This is a genomic window from Bradyrhizobium sp. Leo78 (genome assembly GCF_059512425.1).
In genome coordinates this window covers 161,657-174,183 of the sequence record NZ_JCAMOT010000015.1, presented here as the reverse complement: position 1 = coordinate 174,183, position 12,527 = coordinate 161,657, and the positions used below count along the sequence as shown (strand labels likewise).

14 protein-coding genes and 1 riboswitch are annotated in these 12,527 nt (G+C 63.8%); of the genes, 9 read left to right on the top strand and 5 right to left on the bottom strand.

What is annotated here, in order from left to right:
* Positions 1 to 197 precede the first annotated feature (197 nt).
* Positions 198 to 1,160, bottom strand: coding sequence for a hypothetical protein (locus AC5ZG1_RS20635; protein WP_496133904.1), 963 nt, complete (start codon positions 1,158 to 1,160; stop codon positions 198 to 200).
* 648 nt (positions 1,161 to 1,808) lie between these two features.
* Here AC5ZG1_RS20635 and AC5ZG1_RS20630 point away from each other — a divergent pair.
* Entirely contained in the window at positions 1,809 to 2,657 is an 849-nt protein-coding gene (locus AC5ZG1_RS20630; RefSeq protein ID WP_496133903.1) for a DUF1499 domain-containing protein, read from the top strand.
* Positions 2,658 to 2,848: 191 nt separating this feature from the next.
* Complete coding sequence (locus AC5ZG1_RS20625; protein ID WP_496133910.1) at positions 2,849 to 4,150, top strand: serine hydrolase domain-containing protein; 1,302 nt, start codon at positions 2,849 to 2,851, stop codon at positions 4,148 to 4,150.
* Positions 4,151 to 4,320: 170 nt separating this feature from the next.
* Here AC5ZG1_RS20625 and AC5ZG1_RS20620 read toward each other — a convergent pair whose 3' ends face one another.
* The 3 genes from AC5ZG1_RS20620 to AC5ZG1_RS20610 form a co-directional block, all read right to left on the bottom strand.
* On the bottom strand, positions 4,321 to 4,854 hold the full coding sequence (locus tag AC5ZG1_RS20620; protein ID WP_496133902.1) for a PRC-barrel domain-containing protein: 534 nt from the start codon (positions 4,852 to 4,854) through the stop codon (positions 4,321 to 4,323).
* A 145-nt stretch (positions 4,855 to 4,999) separates the two neighbouring features.
* Positions 5,000 to 5,377 carry a PRC-barrel domain-containing protein gene (locus AC5ZG1_RS20615; protein WP_028168886.1) on the bottom strand — a complete coding sequence of 126 codons (378 nt, stop codon included), beginning with the start codon at positions 5,375 to 5,377 and terminating at the stop codon, positions 5,000 to 5,002.
* A gap of 209 nt (positions 5,378 to 5,586) precedes the next feature.
* Positions 5,587 to 6,147 carry a hypothetical protein gene (locus AC5ZG1_RS20610; protein ID WP_496133901.1) on the bottom strand — a complete coding sequence of 187 codons (561 nt, stop codon included), beginning with the start codon at positions 6,145 to 6,147 and terminating at the stop codon, positions 5,587 to 5,589.
* A gap of 172 nt (positions 6,148 to 6,319) precedes the next feature.
* On the opposite strand from AC5ZG1_RS20610, the gene AC5ZG1_RS20605 reads away from it, so the two are divergent.
* Together AC5ZG1_RS20605 and AC5ZG1_RS20600 are read left to right on the top strand one after the other, a co-directional pair.
* A complete protein-coding gene (locus tag AC5ZG1_RS20605) occupies positions 6,320 to 7,072 on the top strand; it encodes a response regulator (protein WP_496133900.1) in 753 nt (250 codons plus the stop codon).
* A 2-nt stretch (positions 7,073 to 7,074) separates the two neighbouring features.
* The gene (locus AC5ZG1_RS20600) at positions 7,075 to 8,403 is read left to right on the top strand and encodes an ATP-binding protein (RefSeq protein ID WP_496133899.1); all 1,329 of its coding nucleotides are present in this window, start codon (positions 7,075 to 7,077) and stop codon (positions 8,401 to 8,403) included.
* Positions 8,404 to 8,405: 2 nt separating this feature from the next.
* Here AC5ZG1_RS20600 and AC5ZG1_RS20595 read toward each other — a convergent pair whose 3' ends face one another.
* The gene (locus AC5ZG1_RS20595; protein WP_028168891.1) at positions 8,406 to 8,606 is read right to left on the bottom strand and encodes a hypothetical protein; all 201 of its coding nucleotides are present in this window, start codon (positions 8,604 to 8,606) and stop codon (positions 8,406 to 8,408) included.
* 282 nt (positions 8,607 to 8,888) lie between these two features.
* Here AC5ZG1_RS20595 and AC5ZG1_RS20590 point away from each other — a divergent pair, with 282 nt between their 5' ends.
* From AC5ZG1_RS20590 to AC5ZG1_RS20570, 5 genes are all read left to right on the top strand, one after another.
* Positions 8,889 to 9,425 (top strand): transglycosylase SLT domain-containing protein, encoded by a 537-nt coding sequence (locus tag AC5ZG1_RS20590; protein ID WP_474419491.1) that lies wholly within the window; start codon positions 8,889 to 8,891, stop codon positions 9,423 to 9,425.
* Between the two features lie 54 nt (positions 9,426 to 9,479).
* A riboswitch (TPP riboswitch) is annotated at positions 9,480 to 9,621 on the top strand.
* Positions 9,609 to 10,622 (top strand): FAD-dependent oxidoreductase, encoded by a 1,014-nt coding sequence (locus AC5ZG1_RS20585; RefSeq protein ID WP_464349392.1) that lies wholly within the window; start codon positions 9,609 to 9,611, stop codon positions 10,620 to 10,622. It overlaps the preceding riboswitch by 13 nt.
* Positions 10,613 to 10,810 (top strand): sulfur carrier protein ThiS, encoded by a 198-nt coding sequence (thiS, locus tag AC5ZG1_RS20580; protein ID WP_028168893.1) that lies wholly within the window; start codon positions 10,613 to 10,615, stop codon positions 10,808 to 10,810. The genes AC5ZG1_RS20585 and thiS overlap by 10 nt, the downstream gene beginning before the upstream one ends.
* 205 nt (positions 10,811 to 11,015) lie before the next feature.
* A complete protein-coding gene (locus AC5ZG1_RS20575) occupies positions 11,016 to 11,798 on the top strand; it encodes a thiazole synthase (protein ID WP_130227388.1) in 783 nt (260 codons plus the stop codon).
* The gene (locus tag AC5ZG1_RS20570) at positions 11,785 to 12,393 is read left to right on the top strand and encodes a thiamine phosphate synthase (RefSeq protein WP_496133898.1); all 609 of its coding nucleotides are present in this window, start codon (positions 11,785 to 11,787) and stop codon (positions 12,391 to 12,393) included. Before AC5ZG1_RS20575 ends, AC5ZG1_RS20570 begins: the two co-directional genes overlap by 14 nt.
* The last annotated feature ends 134 nt before the right edge of the window (positions 12,394 to 12,527 follow it).

Below are 12,527 nucleotides of genomic sequence, written 5' to 3'. Positions count from 1 at the left end.
AGCGAGCGACGGCGGCTCCGAGGGGATGGCTTGGCCGGACCCCATGATCAATTTTGCTGAACTTGACGCACAGAACTGCACCGACCGTGAATGGTGGGCACGCTTCGCTTTGCCCACCCTACGGCCGGCGCAAGTTGATACGCCTTCCCCTAATATCGCCAGAGATTCACGGGCGCGAGCGATGGGCAGTGCAGGGATCAACGGATGGGCGCGAGCGCATCAAGTTGGCGCTGAGCTTCGGGTTCGCCCCATTCTTTCGCTTTTTGATACCAGTTGCGGGCCTGCGCGAGGTCCGCGAGCGGGCCACTGGCGCCCAATTGCTTGAGCACGATCGGGTCGTAAGTCCGGGCAAGGAGCAGCGCGGCGCGCGCGTCTCGTGCTTCGGCGGCGCGCAGCAGCAGTAGCCTCGCCGCCGCGATGTCGCCGCTGGCGAGCAAATCCTGTCCGCGCTTGACGACAACGGAAATTTCCTTCGGATCCAGATTGCGCACGGTGTCCATCTGCGGCGGCGGGGAAGCGGCCGCAGGCCGAGCCGGCACCGCAGCCACGGCAGCCGCCGGTGGCCGCGCCGCAACGCTGGCAGCGGCTTTCCAGGAAAGCCGGATCGAACCACCCACGAGCGCGGCACCGTCGCCGTCACGCAATTCTACCGTCACCAGCATCTGGCCGACGAAGCCGTCCGGCGGAATGACCGACACGGCGGAAATCTCCGACGCGGACACGCGCCACTCGTTGGCGGCGACGCGCTTGCCAGCCGTCAGCCGCGCGCCGGCTGGCAATCCGTTGATGGCAATGACGGCACCAGGAGGGGGAGCACCCACGCGCAGCCCGAGCGGCAGCGCGTCGTCGGCGAGCCCGCTGCTGTCCTCGACGGCGAGGGTCGCAGCCCGCTTGCGTTGCGGCGCCGGAAACAGCGAGGTCTTAAGCGACTGCCAGGAAGACGAGATAGATGCGATGGCGTTCGACTGAACCCCAGGACTTTGCGACGCCGGAATCGCCATGACGACGATCATCGCGATGGCTGCCGCAACCGCTGCCGCGATCGCGAACCTCGCTCCCACGCGGAGCAGCGCACGCCTTCCCGAATTGCGGAGAACGGATGGCGCCTCCATGGGCTCCATCGCTTCCTGCATGGCTTGGGCGACGGCCTTGGTGAACATTTCCGAATGGTCGCGACGTCGAGGCTTGCGCAGCGATTGCAAGGGCGGATCGTCGACAGTCAACGATGGAGGCTCCGCGGACCGTCTGAGCGGCGCCGCCGGCTGCCCGCCTATCGCCCGCTCCCACGGCTCGCGCGGGGCGTAGTAGGTCGGATCGTTCGGATCAACGTAGCCTTCGTCCCTGCCGCCATTCATACTGAACGCTCGCCCTGAGGCGGCTGCCCACCAGCCCCGCTGATGTACGCCGGCTACGCTGTTCGCGATCCTTACAGCCCATGAGGATGCAACCGCGCACCTCCGGTCTGCCTGCGGCGACCGTGAGCTTAGGTCCTCTTGCAACGCTTCCGGCTGACGCCCGCCGTTATCTTTTTTGACTGCCGTTGGCCGATGTCCTTCGCCAGGACGGTCCCTTTGCTTCAGCGGTTCCGACAACCTAGAGTGGAGCCTTTAGCCCAAAGTTCCGCCGAGTCAATCGACAACTAGAGATCGGTTTGATTGAATGGTTAATCGGTGAGGTTGCCAAATTTTCCCGTACCTTGTCCCATATCGCCGCAAACCTTGAAATTGCCGGGCCGCCGTGGTCTCAAGCTGAGAGTTTTCAATCGGCCCCTTGCAGTGGGCCAAGCCACAACACGGCAGTTCTCACCGATGGCCCGCAGGTTTTCTGTTCCCTATCAGTCGGAGCCGGTGTCCAGCCTCGCCACCTGGGCACGCAACCTCGCGATCTTCTCCGCCGTCGCGGTGATCGTCTCGATCCTCATCGTCCGCTTCGGCATCCTGGAGATGAAGCCGGCGCTGGCGACCTTCTTCGGTGCGCTGGCCTGTGCCGGACTTTCGATCCTGCTTGGCTTCGCCGCCTTCGCCGCGATCTGGCAGAATGGTTCGCGCGGCATGGGCCGCATCCTTCTGGCCTTCCTGATCAACGCGCTGGTGCTCGCCTATCCCGCCTATCTCGCCGTGCAATATCGCCGGCTGCCGCCGATCCACGACATCACCACCGACCCGATCGATCCGCCGCGGTTCGAGGCGCTGTCGCGCCTGCGCACCAGCGACGACACCAATTCGGCCGTCTATGCCGGGCTCTACTCAGCCGATCAGCAGCGCCGCGCCTATCCCGATATCGAGACCGTCGAGCTCGAGGTGCCGGTGGACCGCGCTTACGCGGTGACGCTGCAACTGGTGAACCGGCGCAAATGGCTCGTGATCGATGAGCGTCCGCCGACGCCACCGCGCCGCATCGGCCGTATCGAGGCGGTGGCGCGCACGCCGATCATGGGCTTCCGCGAGGATGTCGCGATCCGCATCATGCCCGACGGCGAGGATTCGCGGGTCGATATCCGCTCGGCCTCGCGCTATTTCGAGGCTGACCTCGGCAGCAATGCCGCGCGCGTGTCGAAGCTGATCGAGGACATCAACACCGCCGTCGACAACGCGAAAGCCGCGCCGAAGAAGGCGCCGGCGCCGCCGAAGGTGCAGGCAAAGACGGTGAAGAAGTGAGGCGGCGGGTGGGACACCGGTAACGAGCAGGCAGCTCGTCGCGAAGCGCGGTTGACCTTGGCAATCAATTGGAAAACGTCGTTGGCTGCTATATGGTCATCAACCGCAAGCAGGAGACGTTCTTCGTGCTGCTGGAGCAGACCCCTTCGGAGCGCGAGCGCATCCAGCGGCCCCCCTTGAGCTGCCCGTCTATGAAGCAACGGCAAACCAAAAACACCACACTGCGCTGCCTTGCCGCGGCAGCGTTCGCGATTTGCCTGGTCATCGGCCTGGCGTTCGAGCTGCGCGCCGAATCCGAAACGCCGGCTGTAGCAACTCTTTCACCCGCGGCCCTGAAGCAGCTTGACGACACCATTCGCAATGAGATCACGAGCGGCAAGATTCCTGGCGGCATCCTGCTGATCCAACAACATGGCAAGCCAGTCCATTTCGAATGCTTCGGCGTGCGGGACCCCGACACGGGGCTGCCGATGACGCCGGACACGATCTTCCAGATCTATTCGATGTCGAAGGCCGTTACGTCGGTTGCGGCGATGATGCTGGTCGACGAAGGCAAGCTGGCTCTCGACGACCCAGTATCGAAATACATTCATTCCTTTGCAGACGCCAAAGTCGGCGTCGATATGTCCGACGAAGCAGGAAAGTATCCGCTCAAGCTCGAGCCGTTGAAGCGCCCGATTACGATCAGGGATCTATTGCGGCACACCTCAGGTATCACCTACGGCTTCTACGGCGAGACCCAGGTGCAGAAACTCTATGCGAATCCTCTATTGTATGCTGGGGATTTCAACAACGCCGACTTCGCCGATCGGATCGCAGTACTGCCGCTTGCCGATCAGCCCGCAACGCGTTGGAATTACAGTCATTCGACCGACGTGCTCGGCCGTGTCATCGAGGTGGCCTCGGGGCAGACGCTGTACCAATTCGAAAAGCAGCGGTTGTTCGATCCGCTCGGCATGTCCGACACTGCGTATTATGTCACGGATAAAGCGAAGTGGCCGCTGATCGCCAGGGGATTTCCTGTCGATCGCTCGCGAGTCGCCGGAATCACCGATCCTACATTGCCGAGGCGCTGGGAGTCCGGTGGAGCGGGCTTGGCCTCGACCACAGGGGACTACGCCCGCTTCCTGCAAATGCTGCTGAATGGAGGTGAGCTCGACGGCAAGCGGTACCTCAAGCGTGAGACAGTCGCACTGATGACGTCGGATCAGATTGGGCCGGAGACCGGGATCATTCATGATCCCTTCTATTTTCCAGGCCCCACCAGTGGCTTCGGTCTTGGCTTCGCCGTGCGCACCTCGCCACCTCCGAATACGAACTGGCCACTTGGTGAATACCGTTGGGACGGCGCCGGCGGCAGTTTCTATTTCGTCGACCCCGTGGACGACATGTTGGGAGTCTTCATGGTGATGTCACCCACACAGGGCGGACGAATCCAACTGAACTTGAAGTCGATGATCTACGAGGCGATGGGAAGGGGCCTGCGCAAGTAACCGACCGCAAACCCGTTTTATTTCGCATTTCTCGGATCTTTCGCGCCTACGCCAGGCCAGCGCCTGGCAAGATCGATTGTCCGTATTGGCCCTTCTCGGACCTACACGCCCTGATGCAAGAACGCGCCCGGCAGAACCGGGCGCGTTTTTGCTCGGAAAAGGCGAGAACCTTACTCAGTCGAGTATTTGAACTCCGGCATCGCCTTCAGCTCTTCCTTACTCGCGTTGTAGACCGCGTGATCTGGGTACCAGGGGTTCGGCTTGGAGCTCGAGGTCGAGCTCGTCGCGGCGCCCGTGGTCGTCGACGAGCCGGTGCTGCCCGACGGCTTTGCGCCGGTGCTCGATGCGCTAGCAGAGGCAACCGGCTCGCTGACGAACTTCACCTTCTCAAAAGGCACGGCGACCAGATGCTCGCCGACGCCGAGGAAGCCGCCGACGCCGATCACGACCGCTTTGATGTTGCCGCTCTTGTCCATCAACATGTCGTTGATCGACCCGATGCTCTCGTTGCTGTCGTTATAGACGTTCAGGCCGGACATTTTCGACGCGCGCCAGGTGCCGTGGAACGACGATGGCGCGGTGGTCGACGTGGTGGCCGCCGCATTCGGGCGGTCTCCGGTCGCCTGGTTCGGCTGCTGCGCAAACGCGACGCCCGCGAGCAAGGCCGAAGCCGCGAGACCAGTGATGGCATACTTCGCTAACATTGTCGGATCCTCCAGTTCGAAAATCGATGCTGAGAGAACCCGTCACGTCAGCAAGCGTTCCGCATCAAGTAACACGGAACTTGCGACGCCCGACAAAGCGGAGCGCAAAGTCGAAAGTTCGGAGTTAAGCGATGAGCATGCGCTTTCAGAAACCGCCCCAATAGGGCGGTATACCGTAGTAGCGACGCAGTTCGGCTTCCTGCGACCGATCGCCCCAATCGAAATCCTTGTCGGCGCGAAACGACGGCGCGCGTTTCAACTCTTCATCTGATATGTCGAGCTCATAGGCCTCGAAGCGAGTGTTGTAGCGCAACCGCACCCAGGGCAAGGGAATCAGATTGGTTCCGAGGCCGAAGAATCCGCCGAAGCTGAGTACGGCATAAGACACTTGACCGGTGACCTTGTCGATCATCAGCCGTTCGATGTGGCCGATCATCTCGCCGTTCGGCCGCCGCACCGCGGTGCCCTCGACACGGTCGCTGGCAATGAGCCGATGCGGTTTGGTGCTGGCGTCGGCTGCCATCTGGCCCTCCCCGCAAATGATCGAGAAAGACAACGTCACATTCGACGACTGGTTCCTACGCCATCGACGAGACATCCACCCTTCCCTTTTGTAGCCCGGGTGGAGCGAAGCGAAACCCGGGACACCTGCGTCAACGTTGACGAGCGGCCCCGGGTTACACTTGCGCTCCACCCGGGCTACGCGCTGTTCGTAGGGAAGGAGCCGTGCCTTTAGCTCTGGTAGTCGACCAGCAGCGCGGAGAACGAACTGCCGTTAGCCGATGTGCTCGCGCTGCCGGCCGAATTGTACGAACTCGACGCCGACGCCGACAGCGACTCCTGCAGCGACTGCAGGAACTGCTGCAGGATGTCGCTGACGGAATTGCTCGTGGCGCCAGCTTCATCGGTCGAGGTTGAACCATCCGACGGCGGTGGCCCACCGGCGCCGCCATGGGGGCCATGGCTACCACCCGGGCCCTGCGCGAAGGCGGCCTTGAACACGCCCTGCAATTCGGTCGCCTGATCGCTGGTCAGTTTGCCGCTCGAGACTTCCTGGTTGATGAGATCAACCAGCTTGGACTTCATCTCGTCCGGCGACGGCCGCGTGCCGCTGGTCTGATCGCCGGTGCGGCTCGCCTGCATCGAGGCATCGATATCCGTCAGCGCCGACGACAGCGTGTCCTGATCCGACGAGCTGATGGCACCGGAATTGATTTCAGACTGCAGTTCATCCTGCAGCCGCTGCAAAGGCGACTGATAGGTGCTGCCGGAGGCAGCCGAGATCGCGGTCATGGAATGCTCCAAATGATTCTGATAGGTACGCGTGAAACTCGCCGCGACGGTAGGGTTAACGGTCTTAACAGTGCCTTTTGGCCTGTTGCCCGCTGTTACCGCGCAGCCGTCAGAAACATTTGGAAACAAGAATCTTCGCCGCCTACCCCGAATCATCGACAAAAAGGTCAGCATGGCCCAGCCGCAGCCGAACATCCTTGTCGTCGAGGACGACCGCGAGACGCGCAGCCTGATCGCGAAATATCTGCGTAACAACGCCTGCAACGTCACCACCGCCGGCGACGGTCGCGAGATGGTCCGCGCGATGACCGATCACCGCGTCGATCTTCTGATCCTCGACGTCATGCTGCCGGGCGAGGATGGCCTCAGCCTGTGCCGCAAGGTGCGCGCGACCTCGCAGACGCCGATCATCATGCTGACCGCGCGCGGCGAGGACGTCGACCGCATCCTCGGCCTGGAGATGGGCGCCGACGATTATCTGCCGAAGCCGTTCAATCCGCGCGAGCTGTTGGCGCGGATCAACGCAGTGCTGCGGCGGCAGGCGGCGGCGCGCAACGCCAGCGCCATCGAAGGCGCGACCGTGCTGACGTTCCAGGGCTGGCGCATCGATTTCCGCCTGCGCGAGTTGCGCAACCCCGAAGGCGCCAAGGTCGCCATGACCAGCGCCGAGTTCGACCTGCTCAGGACATTGTGCGAGCGGCCCGGCCGCGTGCTGTCGCGCGACAGCCTGCTCGACCTCACGGGCGCGCGCGACGCGGGCTCGTTGGAGCGCTCGATCGACGTCCTGGTCAGCCGCATCCGCCGCAAGATCGAGCCCGGTCCGCAGGAAGCCACCATCATCAAGACGGTGCGCGCCGGCGGCTACATGTTCACGCCAAGAGTGGAAGCAGCAACAGTCGAAGCGGTGACCGCGGCGGGCAATTGACGATGAAGCTCTCCGGCTTCCTCAATCTCAGGGGCATCAGTGGGCAGATCGCGGCGCTGGTGGTCGCCTCGATCATCGCCATCCACGTCATCATCGCCACGATCTTCCTCATCTCACGGCCGGACCAGTCGGAGCCGCTTGGCGACCGCGGACATGCCCAGCTCGCCAGCGCAATCCAACTTCTCGGCGCCGCCGCAGCGTCGGAACGGCCGCGGCTGTCCGCCGACATCAACAACGCCTTTCCGCAGCTCGGCGTCGAAAGCCTGCCGCCCGGCACCACGCCTGCTGCCGGCGAACTGAATGAGCGCGAATTGCACCTGCTCTACCGCCGGCTCGGCGGCACCTATCGGCTGTTTCCGCTGGCAGGCGACGGCTCACGGATCGGCGTCGTGCTGCCCGACGGCGCGATGATCTCGGCAAGATTGCTTGCGGATCGGCACCGGCCGCCAGTCCTCGGCGGTCCGTGGATGATGACGCTGCTGTTCATAGTTATCAGCGTCGCGCTGCTCGGGCTGTGGGCGGCACGCGCATTGACCGCGCCACTGTCCTCCTTCGCGCGCGCCGCCGAAAACTTCAGCCTCGACGGCGCCGCCCCGCCGCTGCCCGAACGTGGACCGGAAGAGATCCGTTCGGTCGCGAAAGCATTGAACCGCATGCGCGAGCGCATCACCAGCCTGATCGAGGACCGCACCAAGATGCTGGCCGCGATCAGCCACGATTTGCGCACGCCGATCACGCGGATGCGGCTGCGCTCGGAATTCATCGAGGACGAGACCCATCGCAATCGCATGCTTGCCGATCTCGACCAGATGCGCGCAATGTTGGAACAGGTGCTGTCGTTCCTGCGCAACGACCGCAGGCTGGAATCGATGACGCTGACCGATATCGCCAGCACGCTACAGCTCGTCACCGACCAGTTTTCCGATATGGGCCACAAGGTGGGCTACGACGGCCCCGCACACGCGATGGCAACCGTGCGACCGGACGACCTGCACCGCAGCGTCGCCAACCTCGTCGAGAACGCGGTGCGCTTCGGCGCCGAAGCGACGATCCGGCTCCGCACCGCGCCTGATAGCATCACAATCGAAGTCGAGGACGATGGCCCCGGCATTTCGGATGCGCGCAAGCGCGATGTGCTGGAGCCGTTCGTGCGCGGCGACGATGCGCGCAACATGGACGAGTCCGGAGGCTTCGGCCTCGGGCTTTCCATCACCAACGCGATCGTGCTCGCGCATGGCGGGACATTGTCGCTGCACGACAAGCAGCCGCACGGCCTACTCGCGCGGATCGAGTTGCCGGTGCGCGCCGAGAGCCGACGCTCAGCCGCCTGACGTTAGGCCGCGAGCGGCGCGTGTTCGCTGCCGTGCTCCGGATAGATCGCAATGGCCTCGAAGCGGTAATCGCAGGCGCGGCAATGCCAGAGATAGAATATCCGGCCACCATCCTGCTCGACCCAGTCCGGCTTCGCGATCGGCTTGCCGCATTGTGCGCAAGGATTTCCACGCGGCAGATCAGCGGAATCAAAGTGGGTCATGATGCGTCTCCCGTTATCGACTTTTCTTGGTCGGTTTTCTTGATTGGCGTTTCTTGATTTATCGGCAGAACGCACTGAACCCCGCGCCTGCCATGCAAAATCCTAACGCGGCTTTGAGTCATTTGCGCGACAAGAAGCTTGCGGCCGTGCAGCAAATCGTCGTCTAAGACTTTACTAAAGTCCGTCTCATAACGCCCCGCTTTCGCCACATATCTGCCCGGCGGCCGCAACAATTCAGTTGCGTAAGTGGAACAGACCATTCCGTCGCCGAGATCTCGCCCGATGAAACTCCCTTTCGCCCTCACCTTGCTTGCGGCTGTTGCCGCAGTGCTTCTGGGCTCGCCTGCGCGGGCGCAGCAGCGCTCGCAATATGAGGCGCTGGTCGCCGCCCATGCCCAGGCCAATCTGGTGCCTGATACGTTGGTGCACCGCGTGATCGTGCGCGAGAGCAAGTATCAGCCGAACCTGGTCGGACGCGGCGGCGCGATCGGGCTGATGCAGATCAAGCTCGCGACCGCCCGCGGCCTTGGCTACAAAGGCGATGCGGCGGGCCTGCGCGATCCCGAAACCAACCTCACCTATGGCATCAAATATCTCGCCGGCGCCTATCGCGCCGCCGGCGGCAACCACGACCGCGCCGTGCGCTACTACGCCGCCGGGTATTATTACGCCGCCAAGCAGCAGCGGCTGCAGCACCTGAAGGAATCCAAGAGAGAATCCCGCCCGACGCTTGCCGCCGCAGCGCAAAAGGAGCAGACCGAGGCCGAGGCGCCGGAAAGCGCGGCCGACGCCGACGCACAGCAGGTCCCCGGCAACTGAGGGGCACGGCCGCGAAGCGCGGCGTTGACAGGTCGGCGTATCCGCTTACATTAGGGGCGTTCCGAGGGGTGCTCCGAGGAGGAGCTGAGATACCGCACGCTTGGCGTTGGCCATTCCGGCCGATATCCGGGACCGCGGTGACCCTTTGAACCTGATCCGGGTCATACCGGCGAAGGGACAGGGATGTACCAGAGCAAGTCTTCGCGGGGGGATTCCCCCGTATCTATCATCGGCGCAGGCATCGCAGGCGCATGGCAAGCGTTATTGTTCGCGCAGGCCGGTCACGCCGTCACTCTGCACGAGCGCAGTGACGCCGCGATGACGGAATCCACAAGCCATTGGGCCGGCGGCATGCTGGCGCCCTATTGCGAGGCCGAGGTCGCCGAACCCATCATCAGCCGGCTCGGCCTGCGCTCGCTCGATATCTGGCGGCGCGAATTGCCGGATACGCCGTTCAACGGCTCGCTGGTGGTGGCGCATGCGCGCGAGCGCAACGATTTCGAGCGCTTTGCCCGGATGACCGAAGGCCACGAGCGGCTCGATGCGTCAGGCGTCGCGCAGCTCGAGCCCTCGCTCGACGGCCGTTTCCGCGACGCGCTGTTCTTCCCGGCCGAGGGCCATGTCGAGCCGCGCCGCGTGCTGCCCAGGCTGCATGAGCGCATCCTCGCCGCCGGCGGCATCATCAAGTTCAACAGCGACATCAGCGCGGAGGATCTCGAGGGCATCGTGATCGATTGCCGCGGCCTGTCGGCGCGCGACGGAGAGCCTGAGCTGCGCGGCGTCAAGGGCGAGATGATCCTGATCGAGACCGCCGAGGTGGAGCTGTCGCGTCCGGTGCGGCTGATCCATCCGCGCTGGCCGCTTTACGTGATTCCGCGCGAGGATCATCTGTTCATGCTGGGCGCGACCTCGATCGAGGCCGAGGACACCGGCGTCAGCGTCCGCTCGGCGCTGGAGCTTCTGGGCGCGGCCTATGCGGTGCACCCGGCCTTCGCCGAGGCGCGCATCCTCGAATTCGGCTCCGGCCTGCGCCCGGCCTTTCCCGACAATCTGCCGCGGATCACGATCGACCGGACGAAGATCTCGGTGAACGGCCTTTACCGCCACGGCTTCCTGTTGGCGCCGGCGCTGGCGGAACTGACGCTCGCCTATGTCGAGCGCGGCCAGATCGACAATGAGGTGATGCGATGCGCGTGATCGTCAACGGCGAGCCGCGGGAGATCACTTCGGCGAGCATCGACGCGCTGCTCGCCGAGCTCGACTACGAAGGCACCCATTTCGCGATCGCGCTGAATTACGACGTGCTGCCGAAAAGCCGCTGGGCCGAGACCGCGCTGAAAGCCGGCGACGAGATCGAAATCATCACGCCCCGGCAGGGAGGGTGATGGTGTTGGAAACGCAGCTACGTGCCGCACTTCACCTCGCCCCGCTTACGGGGAGAGGTCGGATCGCATCGCAAGATGCGATCCGGGTGAGGGGGACTCTCCGCGAGTCTCACTTCCACCGTTTTTGCGGAGGTAGCCCCTCACCCCACCCCTCTCCCCGCGAAGGACGGCGAGAGGGAGTTAACCGAGATCGAGGAGACGCATGGTGCTGAACTTCTACGGCAAGACCTTCGCCTCACGCCTCTTGATCGGCACGGCGCTCTACCCCTCGCCCGCGATCATGCAAGGCGCGATCCGTGCGTCCGGCGCCAACATCGTCACCGTGTCGCTGCGGCGCGAAGCCGCCGGCGGTAAAACCGGAGATGCGTTCTGGTCGCTGATCCGCGAACTTGATGTGACGGTTCTGCCGAACACCGCCGGCTGCCGCAGCGCGCGCGAGGCGGTGACCACGGCCAAGCTCGCGCGCGAATTGTTCGGAACGAGCTGGATCAAGCTGGAAGTGATCGCCGACAACGACACGCTTCAGCCTGACGTCGTCGGCCTGGTCGAAGCAGCCTCGATCCTGATCAAGGATGGTTTCGAGGTGTTCCCCTATTGCACCGAAGATCTTTCGGTGGCGATGCGGCTGGTCGATGCCGGCTGCAAGGTGGTGATGCCCTGGGCCGCGCCGATCGGCAGCGCCAGGGGGATCACCAACCGCGATGCGCTAAAACTGCTGCGCGACCGCCTGCCCGACATCACGCTGGTAGTCGACGCCGGCATCGGCGCGCCCTCGCATGCGGCCCACGCCCTCGAGCTCGGCTATGACGCGGTGCTGCTCAACACAGCGGTCGCGAAGGCCGCCGATCCCGTCGCGATGGCGAATGCATTCCGCCTCGGCATCGAGGCCGGCCGCGCCGCCTATGAGGCCGGGCTGATGGACGCGCGCGATTTCGCCTCCCCCTCCACTCCTGTCATCGGGACTCCGTTCTGGCATGCCGTATCCTGATCCATTTTACCCGGTCGTCGACAGCGTCGCCTGGGTCGAGCGGCTGACGAAACTCGGCGTCGGCACGATCCAGCTCCGCGCCAAGGATTTGAACGATGCCGAAGCGCTGCAGATCGTCACCGATGCGCTCGCGGTGACCAAGGGCACACCGACAAAGCTGGTCGTCAACGACTATTGGCGCGCGGCGATCGTCGCCGGCGCCGAGCATCTGCATCTCGGCCAGGAAGATCTCGAGGGCGCCGATCTCGCCGAGATCCGCAACGCCAGGCTGACGCTCGGCATCTCCACCCATGACGACGAGGAGCTGGCGACCGCGCTGAAAGCCGAGCCTGATTATATCGCGCTCGGCCCGATCTTCCCGACCACGCTGAAATCGATGCGCTTCGCCCCGCAGGGGATTCCGAAGATCACCGAATGGAAGAAGCGCATCGGTGACATCCCGCTGGTTGCGATCGGCGGCATCAAGTTCGAGCAGGCCGCGGAGATCTTCGCCGCCGGCGCCGACTCGATTGCTGTCGTCTCCGACATCACCCAGAACGCCGACCCCGATGCGCGGGTCAGACAATGGCTTGGCAAAAGCGCAAAGGCCGCGTGATGCAAAGCCTCACCCACCGTCATTGCGAGCGAAGCGAAGCAATCCATTGCCACCCGGATTTGCGGCGCCAATGGATTGCTTCGTCGCTATCGCTCCTCGCAATGACGGAATAACAACGCTCTCGAAGGAGGAAC

Coding starts and splice junctions, on each gene's coding strand:
- AC5ZG1_RS20635 (WP_496133904.1), bottom strand. CDS start 1,160: ATGTTCACCAAGGCCGTCGCCCAAGCCATGCAGGAAGCGATGGAGCCC.
- AC5ZG1_RS20630 (WP_496133903.1), top strand. CDS start 1,809: ATGGCCCGCAGGTTTTCTGTTCCCTATCAGTCGGAGCCGGTGTCCAGC.
- AC5ZG1_RS20625 (WP_496133910.1), top strand. CDS start 2,849: ATGAAGCAACGGCAAACCAAAAACACCACACTGCGCTGCCTTGCCGCG.
- AC5ZG1_RS20620 (WP_496133902.1), bottom strand. CDS start 4,854: ATGTTAGCGAAGTATGCCATCACTGGTCTCGCGGCTTCGGCCTTGCTC.
- AC5ZG1_RS20615 (WP_028168886.1), bottom strand. CDS start 5,377: ATGGCAGCCGACGCCAGCACCAAACCGCATCGGCTCATTGCCAGCGAC.
- AC5ZG1_RS20610 (WP_496133901.1), bottom strand. CDS start 6,147: ATGACCGCGATCTCGGCTGCCTCCGGCAGCACCTATCAGTCGCCTTTG.
- AC5ZG1_RS20605 (WP_496133900.1), top strand. CDS start 6,320: ATGGCCCAGCCGCAGCCGAACATCCTTGTCGTCGAGGACGACCGCGAG.
- AC5ZG1_RS20600 (WP_496133899.1), top strand. CDS start 7,075: ATGAAGCTCTCCGGCTTCCTCAATCTCAGGGGCATCAGTGGGCAGATC.
- AC5ZG1_RS20595 (WP_028168891.1), bottom strand. CDS start 8,606: ATGACCCACTTTGATTCCGCTGATCTGCCGCGTGGAAATCCTTGCGCA.
- AC5ZG1_RS20590 (WP_474419491.1), top strand. CDS start 8,889: ATGAAACTCCCTTTCGCCCTCACCTTGCTTGCGGCTGTTGCCGCAGTG.
- AC5ZG1_RS20585 (WP_464349392.1), top strand. CDS start 9,609: ATGTACCAGAGCAAGTCTTCGCGGGGGGATTCCCCCGTATCTATCATC.
- thiS (WP_028168893.1), top strand. CDS start 10,613: ATGCGCGTGATCGTCAACGGCGAGCCGCGGGAGATCACTTCGGCGAGC.
- AC5ZG1_RS20570 (WP_496133898.1), top strand. CDS start 11,785: ATGCCGTATCCTGATCCATTTTACCCGGTCGTCGACAGCGTCGCCTGG.